The 22,897-nt window shown below is 59.9% G+C and carries 21 protein-coding genes; 10 read left to right on the plus strand and 11 right to left on the minus strand.

Going from position 1 to position 22,897, the window contains the following annotated elements; genetic code table 11:
* Positions 1-315: 315 nt before the first annotated feature.
* The gene (locus J5274_RS11970) at positions 316-990 is read right to left on the minus strand and encodes a cysteine hydrolase family protein (RefSeq protein ID WP_142822497.1); all 675 of its coding nucleotides are present in this window, start codon (positions 988-990) and stop codon (positions 316-318) included.
* Positions 991-1,256: 266 nt separating this feature from the next.
* Here J5274_RS11970 and J5274_RS11975 point away from each other — a divergent pair, with 266 nt between their 5' ends.
* Complete coding sequence (locus J5274_RS11975; protein WP_219274601.1) at positions 1,257-3,158, plus strand: potassium transporter Kup; 1,902 nt, start codon at positions 1,257-1,259, stop codon at positions 3,156-3,158.
* A gap of 127 nt (positions 3,159-3,285) precedes the next feature.
* On the plus strand, positions 3,286-5,418 hold the full coding sequence (locus J5274_RS11980) for a mechanosensitive ion channel family protein (RefSeq protein ID WP_219274602.1): 2,133 nt from the start codon (positions 3,286-3,288) through the stop codon (positions 5,416-5,418).
* A gap of 93 nt (positions 5,419-5,511) precedes the next feature.
* Here the strand turns inward: J5274_RS11980 and J5274_RS11985 are convergent, their stop codons facing one another.
* The 4 genes from J5274_RS11985 to J5274_RS12000 form a co-directional block, all read right to left on the minus strand.
* Complete coding sequence (locus J5274_RS11985) at positions 5,512-6,285, minus strand: amino acid ABC transporter ATP-binding protein (protein WP_142822501.1); 774 nt, start codon at positions 6,283-6,285, stop codon at positions 5,512-5,514.
* A 17-nt stretch (positions 6,286-6,302) separates the two neighbouring features.
* Positions 6,303-7,457: an amino acid ABC transporter permease gene (locus J5274_RS11990; RefSeq protein WP_142822503.1), complete on the minus strand. Its 1,155-nt coding sequence runs from the start codon at positions 7,455-7,457 to the stop codon at positions 6,303-6,305.
* A 1-nt stretch (position 7,458) separates the two neighbouring features.
* Positions 7,459-8,652, minus strand: coding sequence for an amino acid ABC transporter permease (locus J5274_RS11995; RefSeq protein ID WP_142822505.1), 1,194 nt, complete (start codon positions 8,650-8,652; stop codon positions 7,459-7,461).
* A gap of 93 nt (positions 8,653-8,745) precedes the next feature.
* Positions 8,746-9,774, minus strand: a complete 1,029-nt coding sequence (locus J5274_RS12000) for an amino acid ABC transporter substrate-binding protein (RefSeq protein ID WP_142822506.1) — start codon at positions 9,772-9,774, stop codon at positions 8,746-8,748.
* 367 nt (positions 9,775-10,141) lie between these two features.
* Here J5274_RS12000 and J5274_RS12005 point away from each other — a divergent pair, with 367 nt between their 5' ends.
* Entirely contained in the window at positions 10,142-11,332 is a 1,191-nt protein-coding gene (locus J5274_RS12005) for a cystathionine beta-lyase (protein WP_219274603.1), read from the plus strand.
* On the opposite strand, the gene J5274_RS12010 is transcribed toward J5274_RS12005, so the two are convergent.
* Entirely contained in the window at positions 11,333-12,493 is a 1,161-nt protein-coding gene (locus J5274_RS12010; RefSeq protein ID WP_142822510.1) for an FAD-dependent monooxygenase, read from the minus strand.
* Positions 12,494-12,515: 22 nt separating this feature from the next.
* Positions 12,516-12,761 carry a zinc-finger domain-containing protein gene (locus tag J5274_RS12015; RefSeq protein WP_142822511.1) on the minus strand — a complete coding sequence of 82 codons (246 nt, stop codon included), beginning with the start codon at positions 12,759-12,761 and terminating at the stop codon, positions 12,516-12,518.
* 176 nt (positions 12,762-12,937) lie between these two features.
* On the opposite strand from J5274_RS12015, the gene J5274_RS12020 reads away from it, so the two are divergent.
* From J5274_RS12020 to clpA, 6 genes are all read left to right on the plus strand, one after another.
* The gene (locus J5274_RS12020; RefSeq protein WP_142822513.1) at positions 12,938-13,759 is read left to right on the plus strand and encodes an alpha/beta fold hydrolase; all 822 of its coding nucleotides are present in this window, start codon (positions 12,938-12,940) and stop codon (positions 13,757-13,759) included.
* A gap of 104 nt (positions 13,760-13,863) precedes the next feature.
* The gene (gene cysE / locus J5274_RS12025) at positions 13,864-14,688 is read left to right on the plus strand and encodes a serine O-acetyltransferase (RefSeq protein ID WP_142822515.1); all 825 of its coding nucleotides are present in this window, start codon (positions 13,864-13,866) and stop codon (positions 14,686-14,688) included.
* Positions 14,689-14,799: 111 nt separating this feature from the next.
* Positions 14,800-15,003, plus strand: a complete 204-nt coding sequence (locus J5274_RS12030) for a DUF3126 family protein (protein WP_111215499.1) — start codon at positions 14,800-14,802, stop codon at positions 15,001-15,003.
* 188 nt (positions 15,004-15,191) lie between these two features.
* Positions 15,192-15,551, plus strand: a complete 360-nt coding sequence (locus tag J5274_RS12035) for a phasin family protein (protein ID WP_142822516.1) — start codon at positions 15,192-15,194, stop codon at positions 15,549-15,551.
* 263 nt (positions 15,552-15,814) lie between these two features.
* Complete coding sequence (gene clpS, locus J5274_RS12040; RefSeq protein WP_111215503.1) at positions 15,815-16,168, plus strand: ATP-dependent Clp protease adapter ClpS; 354 nt, start codon at positions 15,815-15,817, stop codon at positions 16,166-16,168.
* Positions 16,169-16,177: 9 nt separating this feature from the next.
* A complete protein-coding gene (clpA, locus tag J5274_RS12045; protein ID WP_142822518.1) occupies positions 16,178-18,700 on the plus strand; it encodes an ATP-dependent Clp protease ATP-binding subunit ClpA in 2,523 nt (840 codons plus the stop codon).
* A 198-nt stretch (positions 18,701-18,898) separates the two neighbouring features.
* Here the strand turns inward: clpA and J5274_RS12050 are convergent, their stop codons facing one another.
* The 4 genes from J5274_RS12050 to J5274_RS12065 are packed head-to-tail and all read right to left on the minus strand — an operon-like array spanning position 18,899 to position 21,752.
* On the minus strand, positions 18,899-19,327 hold the full coding sequence (locus J5274_RS12050; protein ID WP_219274604.1) for an HIT family protein: 429 nt from the start codon (positions 19,325-19,327) through the stop codon (positions 18,899-18,901).
* Between the two features lie 43 nt (positions 19,328-19,370).
* Complete coding sequence (locus tag J5274_RS12055; RefSeq protein ID WP_219274605.1) at positions 19,371-20,558, minus strand: GNAT family N-acetyltransferase; 1,188 nt, start codon at positions 20,556-20,558, stop codon at positions 19,371-19,373.
* Positions 20,548-21,285 carry a glycerophosphodiester phosphodiesterase gene (locus tag J5274_RS12060; protein ID WP_142822524.1) on the minus strand — a complete coding sequence of 246 codons (738 nt, stop codon included), beginning with the start codon at positions 21,283-21,285 and terminating at the stop codon, positions 20,548-20,550. Before J5274_RS12060 ends, J5274_RS12055 begins: the two co-directional genes overlap by 11 nt.
* Positions 21,282-21,752: a RidA family protein gene (locus J5274_RS12065; RefSeq protein ID WP_142822525.1), complete on the minus strand. Its 471-nt coding sequence runs from the start codon at positions 21,750-21,752 to the stop codon at positions 21,282-21,284. Before J5274_RS12065 ends, J5274_RS12060 begins: the two co-directional genes overlap by 4 nt.
* 135 nt (positions 21,753-21,887) lie before the next feature.
* Here J5274_RS12065 and J5274_RS12070 point away from each other — a divergent pair, with 135 nt between their 5' ends.
* The gene (locus J5274_RS12070; protein ID WP_142822527.1) at positions 21,888-22,718 is read left to right on the plus strand and encodes a cell envelope integrity EipB family protein; all 831 of its coding nucleotides are present in this window, start codon (positions 21,888-21,890) and stop codon (positions 22,716-22,718) included.
* Positions 22,719-22,897 lie beyond the last annotated feature (179 nt).

A 22,897-nucleotide genomic window follows, 5' to 3' on the forward strand; every position in this document is an offset into this window, starting at 1 on the left:
GAGGTGACCGGTGCCCTGACAAAAGACGGAAAGCTCTATGAAAAACAACGGAAGATGCACTGCGCGCTGATGCGCGAGCGTCATACTGTGTTCCTGAAAAGCAATCCCCTGAGCCGAGAGATAAGAAAAGCGCCATCGGCTGTCAAGCCGCTAAAATGGCTTTTATCTAGTAATAAGAATGACTTGCAGGTAGATTGTGCGAATGGGAATGAGTTGCATTAAGCATGCAGCAACTCCTGCCACCTGCATGGCGTGTGGCGTCACACCCTATCAAGGCCTGGTCGGGACGGGCGCTGCTTCCAGCGCCCTCCACATTCAGAACGAGATCATGTCGATCGCCGTCAATGTCGTCTTGGCCGCGACGCCCGGTGCGTGTGTCATGTGCCACGCGACATATTGCTCGGCATAGAGTTCGGTCGACGACATAGCGTCGACAGGCAGGATGATGTTCATGCCGTGAAATGCAGCGTCGCTCGCGGTCGCAAGCACGGCTCCCTCGGATGCCGTACCGGTGACGATGACGCTCTTGATCCCCTTGGCTGCCAGGATCTTGTCGAGGTCGGTATTGACGAACTTGTCCGGGCCGGATTTGACGATCGCCTCGCCATCCCGAGGCGCCAGAACGGTGGCAATGTCGGCTTTGGTGCCGGCGCCTGCGAGGCTGTAGACCACGAGCATGCCCTTGGCGCGCGCCTCGGACAACAGCTTGGCAACCTTTGGAAGCGACTCTAGGCACCGGGGCTTGGTCTTGCTGTTGCATGGCCCCTTGGTCGGATCCTGCGCGCCATTGAAATCGAGAAGCAGCAACGCTGTTGTTGGCAGATCGACCTTCACCGGCTTGAGTTCGGGTGGAGACGGTACCTTCACCTCTTTCCAGGTATCGATGATCGTCTGCGCCGACGCTGCACCGGATAAGGCGACGTTGCAGGCCAGCGCCGCAGCGATCATGGCAGGGGTTGCGGTTTTACGTAATGTCTTCGATTTCCTCATTTACTTCTCCCGGAGCGGTTATCGCCGCTACTTTGACCAAGGATGAGGGGAATGTAACGAAAACTATACGTGAACGGGCTATCTGTGGACTTTGTCGAGTGGCATAAGAGACAAGCTTGCTGCAAAGTTGAACGGTAATGTTAGGCTCGGGCGTTCGAAAGAATCGCCGGCAGTAAAACATCAGTTGTCTTCGGCACATTTGATCGCCATATGCGTTGCCTCACCATCAACTTCGATGAATAGGGCTCTGAAGGGCCGGAGATACGATGACAGCCGTGCCGCGCGATACCTCCGCACCTGCCAAGGGCCTGCCGAGCATCCTGTTTCCGATGATCGGTTCCATCGGTGTCGTCTATGGTGATATCGGCACGAGCCCGCTCTACGCCTTCCGTGAGGCACTGCGACCCTTTGTCGAATACGGCGTGACACGCGGCGAGATCCTCGGCCTCGTGTCGCTGATGCTCTGGACGCTGACCGTCATCGTGACGTTCAAATATGTTCTTTTCTTGCTGCGTGCCGACAATGACGGCGAGGGCGGCACGCTCTCCCTGCTTGCTCTGCTCGCGAAGAAATCGAGCCGCTACAAGAATGGCCTGCTGTTTGCAGCGCTGATCGGCACCGCCCTGTTCATCGGCGACGCGATGATTACGCCAGCTCTGTCGGTGCTGTCTGCCGTCGAGGGGCTGAAGCTGGTGACCCCGGTGTTCTCGACCTATGTGGTACCGATCGCCGTCGTCATCATGATCTTGCTGTTTGCCATCCAGTCGCGCGGCACGGCCACAGTCTCGCGCTTTTTCGGTCCTATCACCCTTCTCTGGTTCCTGGTGATCGCCCTCGGTGGCCTGTCGCATATCATCGAGTCCCCCTCCATTCTGACCGCACTCAACCCGATCCATGCCGTCCGCTTCATCGCCCATGCCGGGACGGTGGGGCTTGTCGTGCTCGGCGCCGTGTTCCTGACGGTGACGGGTGCTGAAGCGCTCTACGCCGATCTCGGACATTTCGGTCGCAAGCCGATCCAGGCTGCCTGGTTTTTCGTGGTCTTTCCGTCGCTGGCATTGAATTATCTCGGGCAGGGCGCATTGGTTCTGCATGACCGCGCCGCAGCCGCCAATCCGTTCTTCCTGATGTTTCCGGACTGGGCGCTGCTGCCCGTCGTCATCCTCGCTACCTGCGCAACCATCATTGCCAGCCAGGCTGTCATTACCGGCGCTTTTTCGCTAGCTCGGCAGGCAATCCACCTGGGTCTTCTTCCGCGCCTTGAAATCTGCTTTACCTCCGAAACCAACACCGGGCAGATTTACCTGCCGACCGTCAACGCCATCCTGCTGATCGGCGTGCTCGGGCTCATCTTCCTGTTCAGGAGTTCGGATTCTCTCGCCACCGCCTACGGCATCTCGGTGACCGGCGCCATGGTGGTGACGACCATCCTCTCCATCCAGTTTGTGCGTCTTTTCTGGAAATGGTCGCTGGCAACGGCACTTGCCGTTCTGCTGCCGCTGCTGGCGCTCGAATGTATCTTCCTTGCCGCAAACCTGCTGAAGATCACCGAAGGCGGCTACATTCCCGTGCTGATCGCCGGTGCACTCATCGTTATGATGTGGACCTGGCGAAAGGGCACCGGCCTGTTGAAGCTGAAGGCCGCCCGCAACGACGTCCCGCTGACGCAATTCATTGGCTCTATCGAGCGCAAGAGCAACCACGCGCCCGTCTCCGTGCCCGGCACTGCCGTGTTTCTCACCAGCTTTCCGGATCTGACCCCGAACGTGCTGCTCCATAACCTGAAGCACAACCACGCACTTCACAACCAGAACATCATCCTGACGATCAAGACCATCCCTCGACCGATGGTCCCGGAAGGCGAGCGCTACATCATCGAATCGCTGTCGAAGCGGTTCATGAAGATGGAATTGCGCTTCGGTTTCATGGAGACGCAGGATGTGTCGAAGGCCCTGAGCCTCTGTCGCAAGGATGGCTTCAAGTTCGATATCATGACGACCTCTTTCTACATCGGTCGCCGCAAGCTGGTGGGTAGCCCGACCTCCGGCATGCCGCTCTGGCAGGACCGATTGTTCATTCGCATGGCGGGCCTCGCGATCGATCCTTCCGATCACTTTCACCTGCCCAATAACCGCGTGGTCGAGATCGGCGAGCAGGTCATCATCTAGGACCTGCCCGTCAGACGATGTGGCATATCGAGGAAGCAGAAATTGCTGCTTCTTTCGCTCCCGAAACGGTGACATGGTTGCATTGACACAACGCAACTTCGCCTGACTGCGGGAGGATCGTCTGCCCATGCCGTTTGCCAAAATATTTTACTGTCTTTGGAAAATGGCAGCGCTGGTCGCCATCCTGTTGGCTGGTACGCTGGCGCATGCCCAGCAAGCTCCTCCCGTGGCTGCAGGCCAGCAGAAGGTCGACCAGCTGATCAAGTTGCTCGACGACCCCGAGGTTCGTGCTCTGCTCGCCGCCCAGAGGCCCTCCACCACCACGACTGCGATGATGCCCAACATGTCAGCCTCCGCGCTGACGACGCTGCTCAACGGCGTTCAGGGCCACCTTCTCGCGGTCCGGGAGGCAATCCCGCTGGTTCCCGGCGAATTCTCCCGGGCCGGGACGACGATCATGGCGGGGGTCGATAACCGGAGCGCAACGCACGTTTTTCTGCTGTTCCTGCTGCTGGTGGCACTGGGCCTCGCTGCCGAGTACGGTTTCAGTCTTCTCGTCGGCCACCTCCACGCCGGACGTTCCGCCATCCCCGGAGATCCGACACCTGTGCGGAGCATCCATACGCTCGGTCGCCACCTGTTTGGCGAACTGGCGCCTCTGGTGATTTTCGCCATCGCCAGCGTGGGCATGTTCCTGATGGTGAGCTGGCCGCCACTGCTGCTGGACCTGATCGTGCCGACGCTTCTGGGACTGATCGCCGCCCGTCTGGTGATACGTCTCTGCCGGATCGTCCTGGCGCCCTCAGCCGCCAAGTCCGCTACGACACAGGCCCGCCTGATCCCGATGGACGACGCAGCGGCGCGGTTCTGGTTCTCGCGCGTCGTCGTGTTCACGCTGACATTCTTCGTGGGTTGGGCGGCGGAAGGTATCATGGGCGCGCTCGGCTTTCTTGCGCCGGTGCGGGCTGCCGTCGGATATGCCATCGGCGTCGGGCTGCTGGCCATTGCCATCGAGATCGTCTGGCGCCGGCCACGACCGATCGATCGTCCGCGCCACCAAGGGATATTCCACTGGCTGGCGACATTCTGGCTTTGCGTCATCTGGGCGCTATGGGTGGCAGGGCTGGATGTGATGATGCTGCTCTGTACCTACGTTATCGTGATCCCTGCAGCGCTGCGGATATCGTCCGGGGTCGTTCGAAGCGCCTTTGCGGCTCAGGGAGGACCGGGAGGGGCGGATAGCCCCGTCTATCAGGTCTTGGTCGAGCGCGGCCTGCGGGCCACGATCATCGCAGTAGCCATTTTGTGGCTCACCATGATCGTCAGCCTGCAAACAAGCGCGATGGTGGAAAATGCGCAAGTCGCGGGCATCATTCGCGGCGCCCTGACGGGCATCGTCATCCTTTTGGCGGCCGATATCGTCTGGCAGATCGCCAAGGCGCTGATCAACCACCGTCTCGCCCTTGCGCGTGCCCACGAAGGCAATGACGCCGAAGTTGCCCGCAGTGGCCGGCTGCTAACGCTACTTCCCATCTTTCGAAACTTCCTCGCGATGCTCATCATCGCCATTTCCGCCATGATGGTTCTCTCGGCACTCGGCATCGAGGTCGGGCCGCTCATCGCCGGCGCCGGTATCTTCGGGGTTGCGATAGGCTTCGGATCGCAGACGCTGGTGAAGGATATCATCAGCGGCATTTTCTACATGACGGACGACGCATTCCGGGTCGGAGAATACATCCAGAGCGGCACCTACAAGGGCACCGTCGAATCCTTCAGCCTGCGGTCCGTCAGGTTGCGCCATCACCGCGGCCCGATCTTCACCGTGCCTTTCGGCGTGCTCGGGGCGGTCGAGAACATGTCGCGTGACTGGGTCATCGACAAGTTCCTGATCTCGGTCAGCTACGAGACGGACGTCGCTGTGGTAAAAAAGCTGGTGAAAGGCATCGGCGCGGAACTGCTCGAAGATCCGGAACTGGGGCCGAAGATTATCGAGACCCTCAAGATGAAAGGTGTCGAGCAGTTCGGGGACTACGGTATTAACCTGAGCTTCGCGGTCATGGCAAAGCCCGGCGAGCAGTCGATGATCCGGCGTCGCGCATTGGCGCTGATCCGCGAGGCCTTTACTGCCAACGGCATCGAATTTGCCTCGCCGACAGTCCGTGTCGGCAATGACGAGCGGGCAGCTGAGGCGGTTGCAGCACTGACCTCGAACAACAATGCTCTCGCCCAGAAGAAGCTTGCGGGCGAGGCGGCGCAGTAGGCGGACGTGCGTCACACCAGCATCCACCCGATATGAAAAAGGCCCGGCGTCGAACTGAACGACACCGGGCCTTTTATGTGAACGTGTGGACGATCAGTGCAGGATCTGGCTGAGGAACAGCTTGGTGCGCTCATGCTGCGGATTGTCGAAGAACTCGGCGGGCGAGTTCTGCTCGACGATCTGTCCCTGATCCATGAAGATGACCCGGTTCGCAACCTGGCGGGCAAAGCCCATTTCGTGGGTGACGCAAAGCATCGTCATGCCTTCTTCCGCAAGGCCCACCATGGTGTCGAGAACTTCCTTGATCATTTCCGGATCGAGTGCCGACGTCGGTTCGTCGAAGAGCATGATTTTCGGGTTCATGCAGAGCGAACGGGCAATGGCGACGCGCTGCTGCTGCCCGCCGGAGAGCTGGCCCGGATACTTGTTGGCCTGGTCGGGGATCTTGACGCGGGTGAGGAAGTGCATCGCAACTTCCTCGGCCTGCTTCTTCGGCATCTTGCGCACCCAGATCGGCGCCAGCGTGCAGTTCTCGAGAATTGTCAGGTGCGGGAACAGGTTGAAGTGCTGGAACACCATGCCCACTTCGCGGCGCACTTCATCGATCTTCTTCAGATCGTTGGTGAGTTCGACGCCGTCGACGAGGATATTGCCCTTCTGGTGCTCTTCCAGCCGGTTGATGCAACGGATCATCGTCGACTTGCCGGAGCCCGACGGGCCGGCGATGACGATGCGCTCGCCGCGCATGACCTTCAGGTTGATGTCGCGCAGCACGTGGAAATCGCCGTACCACTTGTTCATGTTGATAATTTCGACGGCGACGTCGGTCGTCGAGACTTCCAGTTTTTTCAATTGAGCTTCAGCCATGATCTATTCCCTCGATCTTATTTCCTGTGGCCAGTGTCTAGGTGGCGTTCCATGAAGTACGAATATCGCGACATGCCGAAGCAGAACAGCCAGAAAACGAAGCCGGCAAATATCAGCCCCGTCAGCGGTGTCACCGGCGTCAGCCATCGGGAATCGCCGAAGCTGGCTTTGACGATGCCGAGCAGGTCGTACATGTTGATGATCGACACCAGCGAGGTGTCCTTGAACATCCCGATGAACGTGTTGACGATGCCCGGTACGACCAGCTTGATGGCCTGCGGCATGATGATGAACGTCATCTTCTGGAAGTAGTTCAGTCCGAGCGAGTCCGCACCTTCGTACTGTCCTCTGGGGATAGCCTGCAGACCCCCACGAATGACTTCCGCCATGTAGGCCGATGCGAAAATTGACACGCCGACGAGCGCCCGCAGGAATTTGTCGATATTCGTGCCAGGAGTCAGGAACAGCGGCAGCAGCACGCTGGCCATGAACAGCACGGTAATCAGCGGTACGCCACGCACCAGTTCGATGAAGCCGATGCAGGCACCCCTAAGGATCGGCATGTCCGATCGTCGCCCGAGGGCGAGCACGATCCCGAAGGGCAGCGATACGACGATGCCGACGAAGGACAGGATCAGCGTCACCATCAGGCCGCCCCAGAGGGACGTCTCGACATGGGTCAGGCCGAATGAACCGCCGAGAAGCAGGATATAGGCGAGGATCGGCAAGCCCACCAGCAGAAGAGCCGCATTCCAGCCTTTGCGCGGTGCAGACGGTATCAGGAATGGAACCAGCAGTGCCACGAACAGCACGGCGATCAGGATCGGCCGCCAAATCTGGTCACGGGGATAGGAGCCGACCATGAAGGCCGTGAACCAGTCGCCGACATAGGCCCAGCAGGCGCCGCTCCAGCCATCCGGCTGGATGCCGCCCTGGCTGACAGTGGCGCAAAATGTCCTGTCTTTCCCGACCCAGACGGCGTTGATGAACAGGAATTCCACGACCGAAAGCAGGAACCAGACGGCAATGACTGCCACCACGACGCTGAGGATGGCGTCCTTGGGCGTAGCGAAAAGATTGTGCTTGGCCCAGCCGCGAACGGTCTTGTCACTCAGCGGAGCCGCTTCCGGGGCAATGAGTTTCTCTCGAAGAAAAGCAATCTGAACGGCCATCTTAGCGCTCCACCAATGCCATACGGGCGTTGAACCAGTTCATGAACAGCGACGTGATCAGGCTCAGCGAAACATAGATCGCCATCCAGATGCCGATGATCTCGATCGAGTGACCGGACTGGTTGAGGATCGTCCCTCCCACGGCCACCAAGTCCGCATACCCGATGGCGACGGCCAGCGACGAGTTCTTCGTCAGGTTCAGGTATTGCGATGTCAGCGGTGGAATGATGATCCGCAATGCCTGTGGCAGGACGACAAGCCGCGTCGTCAGGCCGGGGCGGATGCCCAGCGCATGGGCTGCTTCCGATTGCCCCTTTGAGACACCGCGGATGCCGGAGCGTACGATTTCGGCGATGAATGCGGCGGTGTAGAACGACAGGGCCATGTACAGCGACAGGAATTCGGGTCCGACCACCGTGCCGCCGTTCATGTTGAACTTGCCGAGCACGGGGATATCGAACGTCACGGGGAAACCTGCGATGGCGAAGGCCAGTAGCGGAAGGCCGATAATCAGGGCGAGATTGACGAGAAGAACCGGCGGACGCTTGCCGGTTGCCAGCTGGCGCTTGTTGGCCCAGCGGGTGTAGACGATGGCGCCGATAATGCCCACGGCACAGACGACCGGGACAGTCCATATACCGGCGCCGAAGATCGGCGCGGGCATGTATACGCCGCGATTGCTGACATAGACGGACAACGGCAGAGACATGGCCTTCTTGACATCCGGCAGCAGCGACAGCACGCCTTTGTACCAGAAGAAGATGACCAGAAGCGGCGGAATGTTGCGGAAGATCTCGACGTAGACCGTCGATAGTTTGGCGATCAGCCAGTTGTGCGACAGGCGACCCATGCCGACCAGCAACCCGATGATCGTTGCGGTCACGATCCCGCAGGCGGCCACGATGAGCGTGTTGATCAGGCCGAGGGTGAGGGCACGCAGATAGGTCGAGTCACTCGAATACTGGATCGGCGTCTGCGCGATATCGAAGCCGGCGCGGCCGTTCAGGAAGGTGAGGCTCGCCCTCATGTTGGCTTTTTCAAGGTTCTGCGCGGCATTCGAGCTTGCGTACCAGACCAGCCAGACAATGAAGATTACGGTCAGCGCCTGGTAGATAAATTGGCGCAGTTTCGGGTTGTAAAGCAAAGAGTGCCACGAACGACGGCTGCCGTTCCCCTCTGCGGCTGCAACGGCCATGCATTATCCCCTTATATCCACTCGCCCTTTCTGGGCGTTATAGTTCGACTGCGGGAACCAAGCATGGGTTCCCGCAGCGTGGTCAGTCGGTGATTAGCGGATCGGCGGCGAGTACTGCAGGCCGCCCTTGTTCCAGAGAGCGTTGAGGCCACGCTTGATCTTCAGCGGGCTGCCTTCGCCGACGTTGCGCTCGAACACTTCGCCGTAGTTGCCGACGAGCTTGACGATGTTGTAGGCCCACTTCTCGTCAAGTCCGAGATCCTTGCCGATCGTCTCGTCCTTTTCCTGGCCGAGGAAACGCTTGATGTCCGGATTTTCGGACTTCGTCATTTCATCGACATTTGCCTGTGTGATGCCGAACTCTTCAGCAGAAACCATGGCGTAGTGGGCAAAGGAAACCACGTCGAACCACTTGGAGTCGTTCTGGCGAACGGCTGGGCCGAGCGGCTCCTTGGAGATGATTTCCGGAAGGACGATGTTGTCGTCGGGATTGGCGAGCGACAGGCGGATCGAGTACAGGCCCGACTGGTCGGTCGTGTAGACGTCGCAACGGCCGGACGAATAGGCGGCGTCGACTTCTTCCTGCTTTTCGAACACGACAGGCTTGTATTCGAGCTTGTTGGCCTTGAAGTAGTCGGCGAGGTTGAGTTCGGTCGTCGTGCCGGACTGGACGCAGACGGCAGCGCCGGAAAGTTCCAGAGCAGATTTCACGCCGATTGCCTTGTGGACCATGAAGCCCTGGCCGTCATAGTAGTTGACCGCACGGAAATCGAAGCCGAGCTGGCTGTCACGGCTGGCGCTCCAGGTCGTGTTGCGGGCAAGAATGTCGATTTCGCCAGACTGAAGCGCCGGGAAACGATCCTTCGCCGAAAGCGGGGTGTACTTGACCTTGGAAACGTCGCCGAAGACGGCGGCTGCAACTGCCTTGCAGAGGTCGACGTCGAGACCGGACCATTTGCCAGACGAATCCTGCGCGCCGAAGCCAGCCAGGTTCGAGCCGTTGACACCGCACTGCACGAAGCCCTTCTTCTTGACATCGTCAAGCGTGCCAGCGTGCGAGTAGGATGCACCAAGGACGAAGATCGCCGCGCCGACCGCACCTGTCAGAATCTTGCTGCTCATTGTTTTCCCAACCTTTGTTGTTCTCTTGTTATATTTGAACCTCTTCACGCGTTGGCACAACTTTTCGTTGGTGACGTTGGTTTGCCCCCCGGCGTGAGTGCCGACATCACAATCGCAAATTCGGTCACGGTCAACCCTCGGTCACGATAAACATGATTTCCGAAAGTGTTTTCTCGGTTTTTGACCGGACAATGAGCGCATGCATAATGAATGGGCTTGGGCTGCAAATTAAATAGTCAGGTCTTCGCTGCGGTTAAAAAGGGCAGGTTGCGTTGGCCTGCCGGACCGGCCTGCCCACGAGACTTGACGACACCGAGTTCGCCAGCCACAAGTCAAGCTTTCCGATAGGCCCGAGGCAGTTATTAAGATGATCGAAAACAAGAGTTTCCTGCAAAACGCCGGCATCAATACCCGCTTGTCGCATGCTGGGCCGAAGCCTTCCGACTACTATGGTTTCGTCAACCCGCCGGTTGTCCACGCATCGACCGTCCTGTTTCCCAACGCCCGTGCGATGGAGATCCGCGAGCAGAAGTATACCTATGGCACGCGCGGCACGCCGACGACGGATGCGCTCTGCGAGGCAATCAATGAGCTCGAGGGCTCTGCAGGGACCATTATCGTGCCCTCCGGTCTTGCTGCCATTACTGTGCCGTTTCTGGCGTTCCTTTCGGCCGGAGACCACGCCCTGATCGTCGATTCCGTCTATACCCCGACCCGCAACTTCTGCGAGACGATGCTGAAGCGCCTGGGCGTGGCCGTCGATTACTACGACCCGCTCGTCGGCGCTGGTATCGAGCAGTTGATCAAGCCGAATACCAGGCTGGTGCACACGGAAGCGCCGGGCTCGAACACCTTCGAGATGCAGGATATATCGGCGATTGCAGCCGTTGCCCACAAGCATGGTTGCGTCGTTACGATGGACAATACCTGGGCCACGCCACTCTATTTCAAGCCCCTCGACCATGGCGTCGACATCTCGATCCACGCCGCGACCAAGTATCCCGCTGGCCATTCGGATGTGCTCATGGGCACCGTCTCGGCGAATGCGGCCCATTGGCAGCAGCTGCACGACGCCAGAATCGCACTTGGCATCTGCGGCGCCCCTGACGATGCCTACCAGGTGCTGCGCGGGCTTAGAACGATGGGCATCCGCCTCGAGCGGCACCAGCAGAGCGCGCTGGCGCTCGCAGAATGGCTGGAGAGCCGTGACGATGTCGCACGCGTGCTGCATCCGGCGCTGCCGAGCTTTCCGGGCCACGATCTCTGGAAGCGCGACTTTACGGGTTCGAGCGGCATCTTCTCAATCGTGCTTGCCGTCGACACGCCGGACATGTTCCGGGCCAAGGCGCATGCCTTTCTCGACGCCCTGTCGATCTTCGGGCTCGGCTATTCCTGGGGCGGGTTCGAAAGCCTTGCTGTTCACGTCAATCTCAGTGACCGGCGGATCTGCAAGGCACCCAAGGAGGGGCCGGTGCTGCGCCTGCAGATCGGGCTTGAGGATGTTGCTGACGTCAAGGCCGACATCGAGAGAGGCCTTGCTGCGGCAGCGGCCGTCTGATCAGCCGAAGGCGCGGTAGTCGAAGATCCAGTCGAGGTCTGCCGCAAGGGTTTGCGGTGGGCGCAGCGACAGGACCAGGTCACGTCCAAGCCGGATCGGTCCTCGCGCATGGTAGGCAAAGCGGTTGAAGGCGGCGCGTTTGCGCAGCCGGGCAACCCGCGGTTCGCGCCTCGCCTCGAAGTCAACCAGCGCTTCCGGCAACGGCTGACGGCTGACGGCGCCGGCAAGTTCGAAGGCATCCTCGATCGCCATGGCTGCGCCCTGCGCCGCAAACGGCATCATCGCATGCGCGGCGTCGCCGATCAGCACCGTGTCGCGGTCGTTGTGCCAGCGTCCCGCGCCGACTTCGTAGAGCGGCCAGACGGTCGGATCCGCTTGCCGATCGAGCAGATCAGACAGGTCACTGTTCCAGTCGGCAAAATGCTGGCGCAACAGCGTGCGCTGCGCAGGACTTGCGGCAGCGCTCCAGTCGTTTCCGACGCCGCCGCCGGCGCAGATCGCCACGAAGTTGAAGGCTGACGCCTCTTTCAGCGGATAACAGACGAGATGTGCGGCGGGGCCCAGATAGGCGGTCACGCTGGTACGATCGAGAATTGCCGGCGCTTCGGCCTCGGGGACCATGAAGCGCCAGGCGATGTTGCCGGAAAATTTCGGGTTGCCGCTGCCAGCCACGCTGCTGCGCACCTTCGACCATACACCGTCGGCGCCAACGATCAGCTCAGGCTTACGTCCGCCTGGCCACAGGGCATCCGGTGTTGAGGCATCGAAGCCTGCGCCGAAATGCAGACGACAGAGCGGATTGGCTTGCACCGCCCGCAACAGGACGCCTTGCAGGGTCGCGCGGTGCAGGGCGCCGTAGGGTGCATCCCAGCGGACGCGCGCAAAGGCACCGCTCGGCACGGCAGCGATCTGGCGTAGCGAGCGTCCGGAAACGAGGCGGATGGCCTCCGGCTCAAGCCACAAGTCGGCGAGCTCGTCGAGCAGGCCGAGTTCATCGAGGATCCGCGATGCGTTCGGCGATATCTGCAGGCCGGCGCCGACTTCTGTCAGCGTCTCGGCCCTTTCGAAAATTTCTGATTCGATCCCGTGCCGGGCAAAAGATAGGGCTGTGGTCAGCCCGGCGATGCCGGCACCGATGATCGCGACCTTCTTCAGGGGCATTGGAGCGTCCGCTCCCGGCGGGTCAAGCGGCCCTGAACTCGAAGACACAGCCAGTCGGATTGGTCTGATCGGCTTTTATCGAGGCGTTATAGCGATAGAGGGTCGAGCAATAGGAGCAGACTTTTTCGTTATCGTCGCCCATGTCGATGAAGATATGCGGATGGTCGAAGGGGGAGGAGGCGCCGGTGCACATGAACTCCTTGACGCCGATCTCGATCACCCGATGGCCGCCGTCGTTCTGGAAATGCGGAATATTATGGCCGGCCATGCGGATCTCCAAAAGCTTCTGATAAGTGGCGCGACCTTATAATCCTTCGACCGGGTTGTGTAGTGCGAAACGCAAGGCGACGTGACAGATTTTGTGCCTCACCAGATTTTGTGCAGGGCAGGGTTCACCGGGCGGCGACGATAATTTAGGAAGGGCGTCGACACAGGAACGATACCATGAACCTCAACGCCCCCGATTTCTCCACTTTTCGCCATGACGATCTGGAATTGGCCTATTTCGACGAGGGCGACCGTCAGGCTCCGCCAGTCCTGCTGATACACGGCTTCGCTTCTACTGCCGCGGTCAACTGGGTCTATCCCGGCTGGCTGAAGACGCTGGGCGAGGCGGGCTACCGGGTCATCGCTCTCGACAATCGCGGCCATGGCGCCAGCGGCAAGCCACATGAACCGGACGCCTATCGCCCTTGGGTGATGGCGGAAGATGCATCGGCGCTTCTCGATCATCTCGGCATCGCGCGCGCCCATGTGATGGGCTATTCAATGGGCGCCCGTATTTCCAGCTTCCTGGCGCTCGCCCGGCCCGAGAGGGTTCGCTCGCTGGTGCTCGGGGGCCTCGGGATCGGCATGACGGATGGCGTCGGCGACTGGGATCCGATTGCCGATGCGCTTCTGGCACCGTCGCTGGAGACCGTGGAGCATGCGCGAGGCCGCATGTTCCGCAGCTTTGCCGACCAGACGAAAAGCGACCGCGTTGCGCTGGCCGCATGCATTCGCGGTTCCCGAGATCTCATCAGCCGGGACGACATGGGAACGATTGCTGCGCCGACCCTGATCGGTGTCGGCACCAAGGACGACATCGCCGGTTCGCCGCAGGAACTTGCAGCGCTGATGCAGCGTGCGCAAGCCCTCGATATACCGGGTCGCGATCATATGCTTGCCGTCGGCGACCGCGTCTTCAAGGCGGCGGTCCTGGAATTCTACCAGCGGGTGGCGCTGGAAGATGGCGGCAGCCAGCCGGGTGGCGAGGTCTCGGCCTAGGGTCCAGCAAATCCATTCCAAAGATTGAGCCTGCGTCACCCATTTATATTGCTCTGATCTTGCTCTATATAACGATCTTCCAATACGGAAAGAGGACGCGACCCATGGTAGCGACATCGGATATTCGCCATATCGACAGCGTCAAGACGGTCGACCCTATCTGGGACAGCATGCGCGACGAAGCGCGGGCTGCGGCCGAACGGGATCCTGTGCTGGCCGCTTTCCTCTATTCGACCGTGGTCAATCACCGGTCGCTCGAGGAATGTGTGATCTACCGGATCTGCGAACGCCTCGACCATCCCGATATCCAGGCAATCCTCTTGCGCCAGACGTTCGACGAGATGCTTACCGATTGGCCGGAGTGGGGCGCCATCCTGCGCGTCGATATCCAGGCGTTTTATGACCGCGATCCGGCCTGCCTCCGCTTCATGGAACCGGTGCTCTATTTCAAGGGGTTCCAGGCGATCCAGACGCACCGGCTTGCGCACTGGCTGCTCAATCGCGGCCGCCGGGATTTTGCGCTCTACCTGCAGAGCCGTGCATCGAGCGTTTTCCAGACCGACATCAATCCGGCCGCGCGTCTCGGCAAGGGCATCTTCCTCGACCATGCCACTGGCCTCGTCGTCGGCGAGACGGCTGTTATCGGCGATAACGTCTCCATCCTGCACGGCGTCACCCTTGGCGGCACCGGCAAGGAAGGCAGCGATCGGCACCCGAAGATCGGCAACGGCGTGCTCATCGGCGCCGGCGCCAAGATCCTCGGCAATATCGCCATCGGCCATTGCTCGCGGATCGCGGCAGGCTCCGTTGTGCTGAAGGAAGTACCGCCGAACACCACCGTTGCCGGTGTGCCGGCCAAGGTCGTCGGAACCGCCGGTTGCTCCGAGCCATCGCGCATCATGGACCAGATTATCGGCGCCGGAATCTGACCGAGCCGCCATGCTCCCGGCGGTAGGGCAGCTGAGGGCCGCCTTTGTCTTTACATCGCCGCTTTTCCCATGCAACAACCCGCCCCCAATCTACGGTTACGGAGATCAATCGTGAAGCCAGACGAAATCAAGAAGCTCGACGCCTATTTCAAACGCAGCCTCAATCCGCTGATGGCGGTCAAGGCACGTCCTCGCAAGGACGATTCGGCCGAAGTCTACCTCGGCGACGAGTTCCTGGGGCTCGTCTATGTCGACGACGAGGATGGCGATCGTTCCTACAATTTCTCAATGGCAATCCTCGAGGTCGATCTTTGATCTATAGATGCCAACCGGCCGCTTCGGCGGCTGGTTCAGGACCCGGCTATGCCGCTGAGAGGCAAGCATCAGCGCCGAGGTCACTGACCCGTCTTACAACTCAAGGTGATGCACAAAATCGTCAAAACGGTTGACTATTTGTGCAGTGCACCTAAATTTTCTCCAATCGACTACGGTTGGAGGACCATATGCTGAACAACAAACAGAACGCTGCGCCCGACACCGACGCTATCGACGAGGCGCTTAAGAATTACACCCAGGCCGCGTTGAGCGTGCAGGCCATTGCCGCAGAGGCGGCCGGTTATTCCAAGAAATCATTCGAGGACGCAGTGTCGCATGTCGGCACGCTGTCGAGTGTGACCAGCCTCGATGCTGCCTTGGAGCTTCAGAGCAATTTCGCGAAATCCTACTACGAGAGCTTTGTCGCTGAGGCGGCGAAGATCGGCGAGATGTACGCCGGTCTTGCCAGGTCCGTATATGAACCCGCCCGGAAAGCTGCTGCCGGATCAAGCGGTAACGCCGGGGATTCGGCCAACAGCGCGGCCTGATTGCGGCGACGAAAGACAGTGGAAGAGACCATTCAGAAGGCCGGTCGTGCAACGCGCGCCGGTCTCTTGCATTTTTGTTCGGGCGTCATCGTTGTTTTCGGGCGATTTTTAGGGTGTGGCCCTGTTTGAAGACGAATTGTGATTGCAGTGTTGAGCGGGGGGCTTAAAATCCCGCCAATATGAACTAAGTTAGGGTTTCGGATATTCGGCCGGTGATTTGCAATTGAACGATGCCCGCCGAGTGCTTTGAGGAATGAACGACTATGATCGCCAAGCCGATCCGGATGCAGAAGGATAGCGAAAGGAACGGGGGCAACGGTAATCGCGAGACCTCGGTCATTACGCGGACGAAAGCCAAGACGAAGAAGCCCAATCTATACCGCGTGCTGATATTGAATGACGACTACACACCAATGGAATTCGTGATCCACATTCTGGAGCGTTTCTTCCAGAAGGACCGCGAGGGAGCCACCCGTATTATGCTGCTCGTTCATAATCACGGTGTGGGCGAATGTGGAATATTTACATATGAAGTGGCGGAGACCAAGGTAAGCCAAGTGATGGACTTCGCTCGGCAGCACCAGCACCCGCTACAATGTGTTATGGAAAAGAAGTGAGGATCTGACGTGCCAACATTTTCGCCTAGTCTCGAGAAGGCACTGCATCAGGCACTGACATACGCGAACGAGCGGCATCATGAATATGCCACACTCGAACATCTGCTGTTGGCGTTGGTAGACGACGCAGATGCAGCGGCAGTCATGGGCGCCTGTAATGTCGACCTCGATTCGCTTCGCAAGACGCTGATCGAATATGTGGACAACGAACTATCGAACCTGATCACCGGATATGACGAGGACTCCAAGCCGACATCCGGCTTCCAGCGCGTCATCCAGCGGGCGGTGATCCATGTGCAGTCTTCGGGCCGTGAGGAAGTGACGGGCGCTAATGTTCTCGTCGCTATCTTTGCCGAGCGCGAAAGCCATGCCGCATACTTCCTGCAGGAGCAGGAAATGACCCGCTACGACGCGGTGAACTACATCTCGCACGGTATCGGCAAGCGTCCGGGCTCCTCCCAGGTCCGGTCTCCACGTGGCGTCGACGACGGCGATGCCGAAAGCAAGCCGACATCGCGTGGCGAGCAGGAAGAAGGCGGACCCAAGAAGGCGCAGGATGCTCTCAAGGCCTATTGCGTCAACCTCAACGAGAAGGCCAAGACCGGCAAGATCGATCCGCTGATCGGCCGCCACTCCGAGGTCAACCGAACTATCCAGGTCCTGTGCCGGCGCTCCAAGAACAACCCGCTCTATGTGGGCGACCCCGGCGTCGGCAAGACCGCCATCGCCGAAGGTCTGGCCAAGCGTATCGTTGAAGGCAAGGTTCCGGAAGCGCTGCAGGATGCAACGATCTTCTCGCTCGACATGGGCACGCTGCTCGCCGGCACCCGTTATCGCGGTGACTTCGAAGAGCGCCTCAAGCAGGTCGTCAAGGAACTCGAGGAATATCCGGGCTCCGTGCTGTTCATTGACGAAATTCATACCGTCATCGGCGCCGGTGCCACGTCCGGCGGCGCAATGGACGCGTCCAACCTGCTGAAGCCAGCCTTGTCTTCCGGTGCGATCCGCTGCATCGGCTCGACGACCTACAAGGAATACCGTCAGTTCTTCGAAAAGGACCGGGCACTCGTGCGCCGCTTCCAGAAGATCGACGTCGTCGAACCGTCGATCGAGGATGCCATCGAAATCATGAAGGGCCTGAAGCCCTATTTCGAAGAGTATCACCATCTGCGTTACTCCAACGAGGCGATCAAGTCGGCCGTCGAACTGTCGGCCCGCTACCTGTCCGACCGCAAGCTGCCGGACAAGGCGATCGACGTCATCGACGAAACGGGTGCAGCCCAGATGCTGCTGCCGCCGTCGAAGCGCCGCAAGCTGATCACCGAGAAGGAAATCGAAGCGACGATCGCGACGATGGCCCGCATTCCGCCGAAGTCGGTCTCCAAGGACGACGAGATGGTTCTCGCCAACCTGGAAAAGGAACTGCGCTCGGTCGTCTACGGTCAGGATCCGGCCATCGAGGCCCTGTCGACGGCAATCAAGCTCGCCCGTGCAGGTCTGCGCGAACCCGACAAGCCAATCGGCTCCTACGTCTTCTCCGGCCCTACAGGCGTCGGCAAGACCGAGGTTGCCAAGCAACTGGCCTCGTCGCTCGGCGTGGAACTGCTGCGCTTCGACATGTCCGAATACATGGAGCGTCACACGGTCTCGCGGCTGCTCGGCGCACCTCCCGGCTATGTCGGCTTTGACCAGGGCGGTCTGTTGACCGATGGCGTCGACCAGCATCCGCATTGCGTCGTGCTGCTCGATGAAATCGAGAAGGCCCATCCGGACATCTTCAACATCCTGTTGCAGGTCATGGATCACGGCTCGCTGACGGACCACAACGGCAAGAAGATCGACTTCCGCAACGTCATCCTGATCATGACGACGAATGCGGGTGCGTCTGAAATGGCCAAGGCTGCCATGGGCTTCGGCTCGGCAAAGCGGACGGGCGAAGACGAGGAAGCGCTGAACAGGCTCTTCACGCCGGAATTCCGCAACCGCCTCGATGCGATCATTCCGTTCGCAGCGCTGCCGAACAAGGTCATCTACAAGGTGGTGCAGAAGTTCATCATGCAGCTGGAAGCCCAGCTGTCCGAACGCAACATCACCTTCGACCTGCACGACGATGCCACCAACTGGCTGGCTGAAAACGGCTATGATGAGAAAATGGGTGCTCGTCCGCTCGGACGCGTCATCCAGGAGAACATCAAGAAGCCATTGGCCAACGAGATCCTCTTCGGCAAGCTGAAGAAGGGTGGCGTGGTCAATGTCACGGTCGGCCCGAAGGAAGACGGCAAGCCAGGCATTCTGCTCGAATGCATTGCAGAGACGGCCCGTATCAAGCCGAAGCCTGAAGCCGAGGTCGTCGATCCGACGATTGAGGTCGAAGACGGCGATGTGGTGATTGCCGAAAACGTCGAGAATGCCGACATCGCAACCGGCGCCAAGCCTGCACCCAAAAAGGTGAAGGCCACAGTTGGCGGCGACGAAGACGCCAAACCGGCCCGCAAGAGCTCGACGGTGCCGAAGGTGCCACGCAAGAAGTAACGACTATCCAAGAAAATGCCGGGTCAAAAGCCCGGCATTTTTTATGGTGTGAGAGCAGTCGATGCATGCCCCTTGCTGAACTGCGACAGCAGAACATGCACAGGCGTCCACGCGTCAGCTACCTACGGGCCACTCGTCCTACGACATTGACAAACCGACAGCTATTAACTCGCATTGATCAACGGTCCGCGCCAATCCTCACGACATCGCCTCAATGATCTTGCGCGCGTTTTCGGCCAGCACTCCGCCATCCTCCATCTTGCCGGAATGCGGCTTGAGTGCTGCTCCCTCGTGGCGCGGGATGATGTGGAAGTGGAGGTGGAAGACGGTCTGCCCGGCGGATGGCTCGTTGAATTGGACCACGGAGACGCCGTCGGCGTCGAACGCTTGCTTGACTGCATTTGCAACCTTTTGAACCACCACGATCAGATGCGACAACGTCTTGGGCGAGGCGTCGAGCAGGTTGCGTGACGGCTGCTTGGGGATAACCAGCGTGTGGCCGGGCGCCTGCGGCATGACATCCATCAGTGCCAGGCTGAAATCGTCCTCGTAGACCTTGTGACACGGGATCTCGCCACGCAGGATTTTTGCAAAGATGTTGCTGCTGTCGTAGGCGGAACTGGTCATCGAAATCGTCTCCTCGGTTGATCCGCTGCTGTCTTGGCTGCGCTCAGTTATCCTGCCGCTCGCCCTTTCGGAAGGGGCTGTGCTCGGCAAGGATCTCGCCCATCTGCTCCACCTCCTGCCGCTCGCGCTCCAGATAGTCGCCGACGGCCCGACGGAGGCCGGGATGGGCGATGAAATGTGCCGAGTGTGTGGTGACGGGCAGGTAGCCGCGCGCCAGCTTGTGCTCTCCCTGTGCTCCCGCTTCGACCCGCTGCAGCCCCTTGGCAAGCGCGAAATCGATGGCCTGGTGGTAGCAGACCTCGAAATGCAGGAAGGGGTGATCCTCGATGCAGCCCCAATGGCGGCCGTAGAGCGCATCGCCGCCGATGAAGTTGATGGCGCCGGCAACATAGCGGCCGTCGCGCTTGGCCATGATCAGCAGGATGTCGTCGGCCATCCGTTCGCGGATCAGCGAGTAGAATTTGCGGGTGAGGTAGGGCCGGCCCCATTTGCGGCTGCCGGTGTCCATGTAGAAGGCAAAGAACTGATTCCAGATATCCTCGGTGAGGTCCTTGCCGGTCAGCCAGTCGATGGTGATGCCGCCTTCGAGTGCCGCCCGCCGTTCTTTCTTCAGCCCCTTGCGCTTGCGCGAGGCGAGCGTTTCGAGAAACGCATCGTGGTTTGCATAGCCATTGTTGATGAAGTGAAACTGCTGGTCGGTGCGGTGAAGGTAGCCATCCGTCTCGAACAGTTCCACCTCGGCTTTCGGCAGGAACGTGATGTGTGCCGACGAAATACCGATCTGCCGCGTGACTTCCTTGAGGCCCTCGGCCAGTGCCGGCTGCAGCATGTCGCGATCATGGCCTTCGGCCACCAGCAGCCGTGGCCCGGTTGCCGGCGTAAAGGGCACCGCGCATTGCAGCTTGGGATAATAGGAACCGCCGGCCCGCTCGAAAGCATCGGCCCAACCCTGGTCGAAGACGTATTCGCCCTGGCTATGGTTTTTCAGATATCCGGCGACGGCGCCGAGCAAGGTGCCATCTGGTTTTTCCAGCAAAAGATGGTGCCCGAGCCAGCCCGTCCTCTCGGTCGCCGACCCGGATTCCTCCAGTGACGAGAGATAGGCATGCGACACGAAGGGATTGTAGGGCAGGATGCTGCCGGACCGCGAGGCCCCGGCAAGCCGGGACCAACTCTCCGGAGAGATGGATTTGAACGACTGTTCGGCGCGAAAGATCAGTTCATCTGTCATGGATGAGGATAGGGCTTTCCCTGGGGTCAAAACCTTCGAAGGTCATCTGGTCGGCGTTGGCGAGCGTACGCTTGATTCCCGCCTCGTCGCGCACGGTCCAGGTGATGACCGGTATGCCGCGCTGGCGCTGCGCCGTCACGAAATCGTTCGGCAGGTCGCCGTGAAAATACGAGATGAAGTCTAGACCCAGTTGCATGGCTTCGTCATGGGCAAAAAACGTCTCAGGCTTGAAACCATCGGCGGTGAGGCCAACCGGGTAGGGCGGCTTCAGCGCCTTCAGATCCTTGAGCAGCCAGTGATCGAAGCTCATCAGTGCGACATGGCCCTTGTAACCTTCGAGAACCTCGAGCACGGTCTCGGCGAAACCTGCATCCTCGCCCGCCTTGCCTTTCAGTTCGAGTACCAGCGGCACCTTCCCGTCGCAGAGCTGCAGCAGCTGTTTAAGCGTTGGGATGCGGTCTTTTGTGCCTCCGACCGAGAGCAGACCGAGTTCCTGCGAACTGCGGTCGCGCAGCGCGCCCGGCAGGTTGCAGAGCCGCTGCAGGTCGTCGTCGTGGAAGACCACCGGGACGCCGTCGGCGGCGTAGTGCAGGTCGCACTCGATCGCAAACCCGGCCTCGATAGCACGGGAGAATGCCGAAAGCGTATTCTCCCAGACAGTCTTGTTCATGTCGTGATACCCGCGATGGGCAACCGGTTGCGCGGTGAGCCAGGCGATCTCGCTCATTCGCCGATTTCCATGATGGCATCGATTTCGACGGCGGCGTTGAACGGCAAGGCAGCCATGCCGACGGCTGCGCGGGCATGCTTGCCGGCATCGCCGAGCACGGTTGCCAGCAGGTTGGAGGCACCGTTGATGACAAGGTGCTGCTCGCCGAACTCAGGGACGGAGGCGACAAAGCCGTTGAGCTTGATCAGCCGCTTGATACGGCCGAGATCGCCGCCGAGGGCAGCACTCGCCTGCGACAGGATATTGATGGCGCAAAGCTCCGCCGCCCGCTGACCGGTGGCGACATCGACGTTTCGGCCGAGATGACCGGTGACGGCGACCTTGCCGTTTTCCATCGGCAACTGGCCCGATATGGTAAGCATGTTGCCGCTGATGACGTAGGGAACATAGTTGGCGGCTGGCGCTGCCGCCTGGGGCAGGGTGATGCCCAGCTGGCTCAGGCGGGCATTGATCTCGTCGGACATTTTCGTCTCCCGTTTGTTGTAACTTCGTCAAAAATCCGTCATCAAGGCTCAATCCGCGCAATGTGCGGGCGCTTGCCTTTGTTTAACCGAAAGCGTTCTTATAACATCGTGTGCGAGTCCAACAGGAGATAATGCATGTTCCGTTCGAGTCTTGCCGCGGTTCTCCTTGGCAGTACAGGCGCTCTTTGCCTGTCTTTTGCAACGGCGCAGGCAGCCGGTCCGAGCGGGCTGGTGGCCCATCGTGCGATCTACGATCTCGAACTCAAGGATGCCACGGATCGCTCCGGTATCGCCGGCATGTACGGTCGCATGGTCTATGAATTCACCGGTTCTGACTGCTCCGGCTTCACCACCAATTTCCGGTTCGTGACCCAGATCGACACCGGCGACGCGACCCGCATGAGCGACCAGCAGACGACGACCTTCGAGGACCTGACCAAGCGGATCTTCAAGTTCGAGACCAAGTCGTTTACCGACGACGCACTGGACAAGGATGTCCGTGGCGCCGCCGCCGACAGCGCCAAGGGCGTCAAGGTCGATCTGGCGCAGCCGTCTGCCAAGCAGATCGATCTGGCCGAGAGCCGCTTCCCGACCGAGCATATGCTGGACATCATCCACAACGCCAAGCTCGGCAAGACCTTCTTTGAGGCCCACGTGTTCGACGGGTCGGACGATGGCGATCGCTCGCTGGCCGCAACCACCGTGGTCGGCAAGGCTGAAACGCCCAAGGCCGGCGACACAACGGACGCCGACAAGGCGGGTGCCTTTGCTAAGACGCCGTTCTGGCCTGTGACGGTCGCATACTTCAACGAGAAGGCCCATGGAGACGCCACGCCCGTCTACCGCATGTCATTCAAGCTCTACGAAAACGGCATCACCCGCGACCTGACGATGGACTATGGCGATTTCGTTTTGACTGGAAAGTTGACCAAGCTCGAAATGCTGGACGCCAAAGCCTGCAAGTAGGCCTTTGGCATGCGAGGTCCTGGGCTAGCGTAATTTTAACGACACTGCTTGCCTTTCTGCTCTGGGAAGAGTATGGGCACCTCATTCCACACGTGAGGCAAGGGATTGTCCGGGAGAAATCCGGACCGTTCCACCCGGTGGTATCTTCCTAGAAGATGCTGTTCGCCTTGCGGAGGTTC

This window comes from Rhizobium sp. L51/94, assembly GCF_019355555.1.
GTDB lineage: Bacteria > Pseudomonadota > Alphaproteobacteria > Rhizobiales > Rhizobiaceae > Rhizobium > Rhizobium rhododendri.

Bases quoted from the DNA above. Each gene is read 5' to 3' on its own strand.
- J5274_RS11970 (WP_142822497.1), bottom strand. From the start codon at position 990: ATGAGGAAATCGAAGACATTACGTAAAACCGCAACCCCTGCCATGATC.
- J5274_RS11975 (WP_219274601.1), top strand. From the start codon at position 1,257: ATGACAGCCGTGCCGCGCGATACCTCCGCACCTGCCAAGGGCCTGCCG.
- J5274_RS11980 (WP_219274602.1), top strand. From the start codon at position 3,286: ATGCCGTTTGCCAAAATATTTTACTGTCTTTGGAAAATGGCAGCGCTG.
- J5274_RS11985 (WP_142822501.1), bottom strand. From the start codon at position 6,285: ATGGCTGAAGCTCAATTGAAAAAACTGGAAGTCTCGACGACCGACGTC.
- J5274_RS11990 (WP_142822503.1), bottom strand. From the start codon at position 7,457: ATGGCCGTTCAGATTGCTTTTCTTCGAGAGAAACTCATTGCCCCGGAA.
- J5274_RS11995 (WP_142822505.1), bottom strand. From the start codon at position 8,652: ATGGCCGTTGCAGCCGCAGAGGGGAACGGCAGCCGTCGTTCGTGGCAC.
- J5274_RS12000 (WP_142822506.1), bottom strand. From the start codon at position 9,774: ATGAGCAGCAAGATTCTGACAGGTGCGGTCGGCGCGGCGATCTTCGTC.
- J5274_RS12005 (WP_219274603.1), top strand. From the start codon at position 10,142: ATGATCGAAAACAAGAGTTTCCTGCAAAACGCCGGCATCAATACCCGC.
- J5274_RS12010 (WP_142822510.1), bottom strand. From the start codon at position 12,493: ATGCCCCTGAAGAAGGTCGCGATCATCGGTGCCGGCATCGCCGGGCTG.
- J5274_RS12015 (WP_142822511.1), bottom strand. From the start codon at position 12,761: ATGGCCGGCCATAATATTCCGCATTTCCAGAACGACGGCGGCCATCGG.
- J5274_RS12020 (WP_142822513.1), top strand. From the start codon at position 12,938: ATGAACCTCAACGCCCCCGATTTCTCCACTTTTCGCCATGACGATCTG.
- cysE (WP_142822515.1), top strand. From the start codon at position 13,864: ATGGTAGCGACATCGGATATTCGCCATATCGACAGCGTCAAGACGGTC.
- J5274_RS12035 (WP_142822516.1), top strand. From the start codon at position 15,192: ATGCTGAACAACAAACAGAACGCTGCGCCCGACACCGACGCTATCGAC.
- clpS (WP_111215503.1), top strand. From the start codon at position 15,815: ATGATCGCCAAGCCGATCCGGATGCAGAAGGATAGCGAAAGGAACGGG.
- J5274_RS12050 (WP_219274604.1), bottom strand. From the start codon at position 19,327: ATGACCAGTTCCGCCTACGACAGCAGCAACATCTTTGCAAAAATCCTG.
- J5274_RS12055 (WP_219274605.1), bottom strand. From the start codon at position 20,558: ATGACAGATGAACTGATCTTTCGCGCCGAACAGTCGTTCAAATCCATC.
- J5274_RS12060 (WP_142822524.1), bottom strand. From the start codon at position 21,285: ATGAGCGAGATCGCCTGGCTCACCGCGCAACCGGTTGCCCATCGCGGG.
- J5274_RS12065 (WP_142822525.1), bottom strand. From the start codon at position 21,752: ATGTCCGACGAGATCAATGCCCGCCTGAGCCAGCTGGGCATCACCCTG.
- J5274_RS12070 (WP_142822527.1), top strand. From the start codon at position 21,888: ATGTTCCGTTCGAGTCTTGCCGCGGTTCTCCTTGGCAGTACAGGCGCT.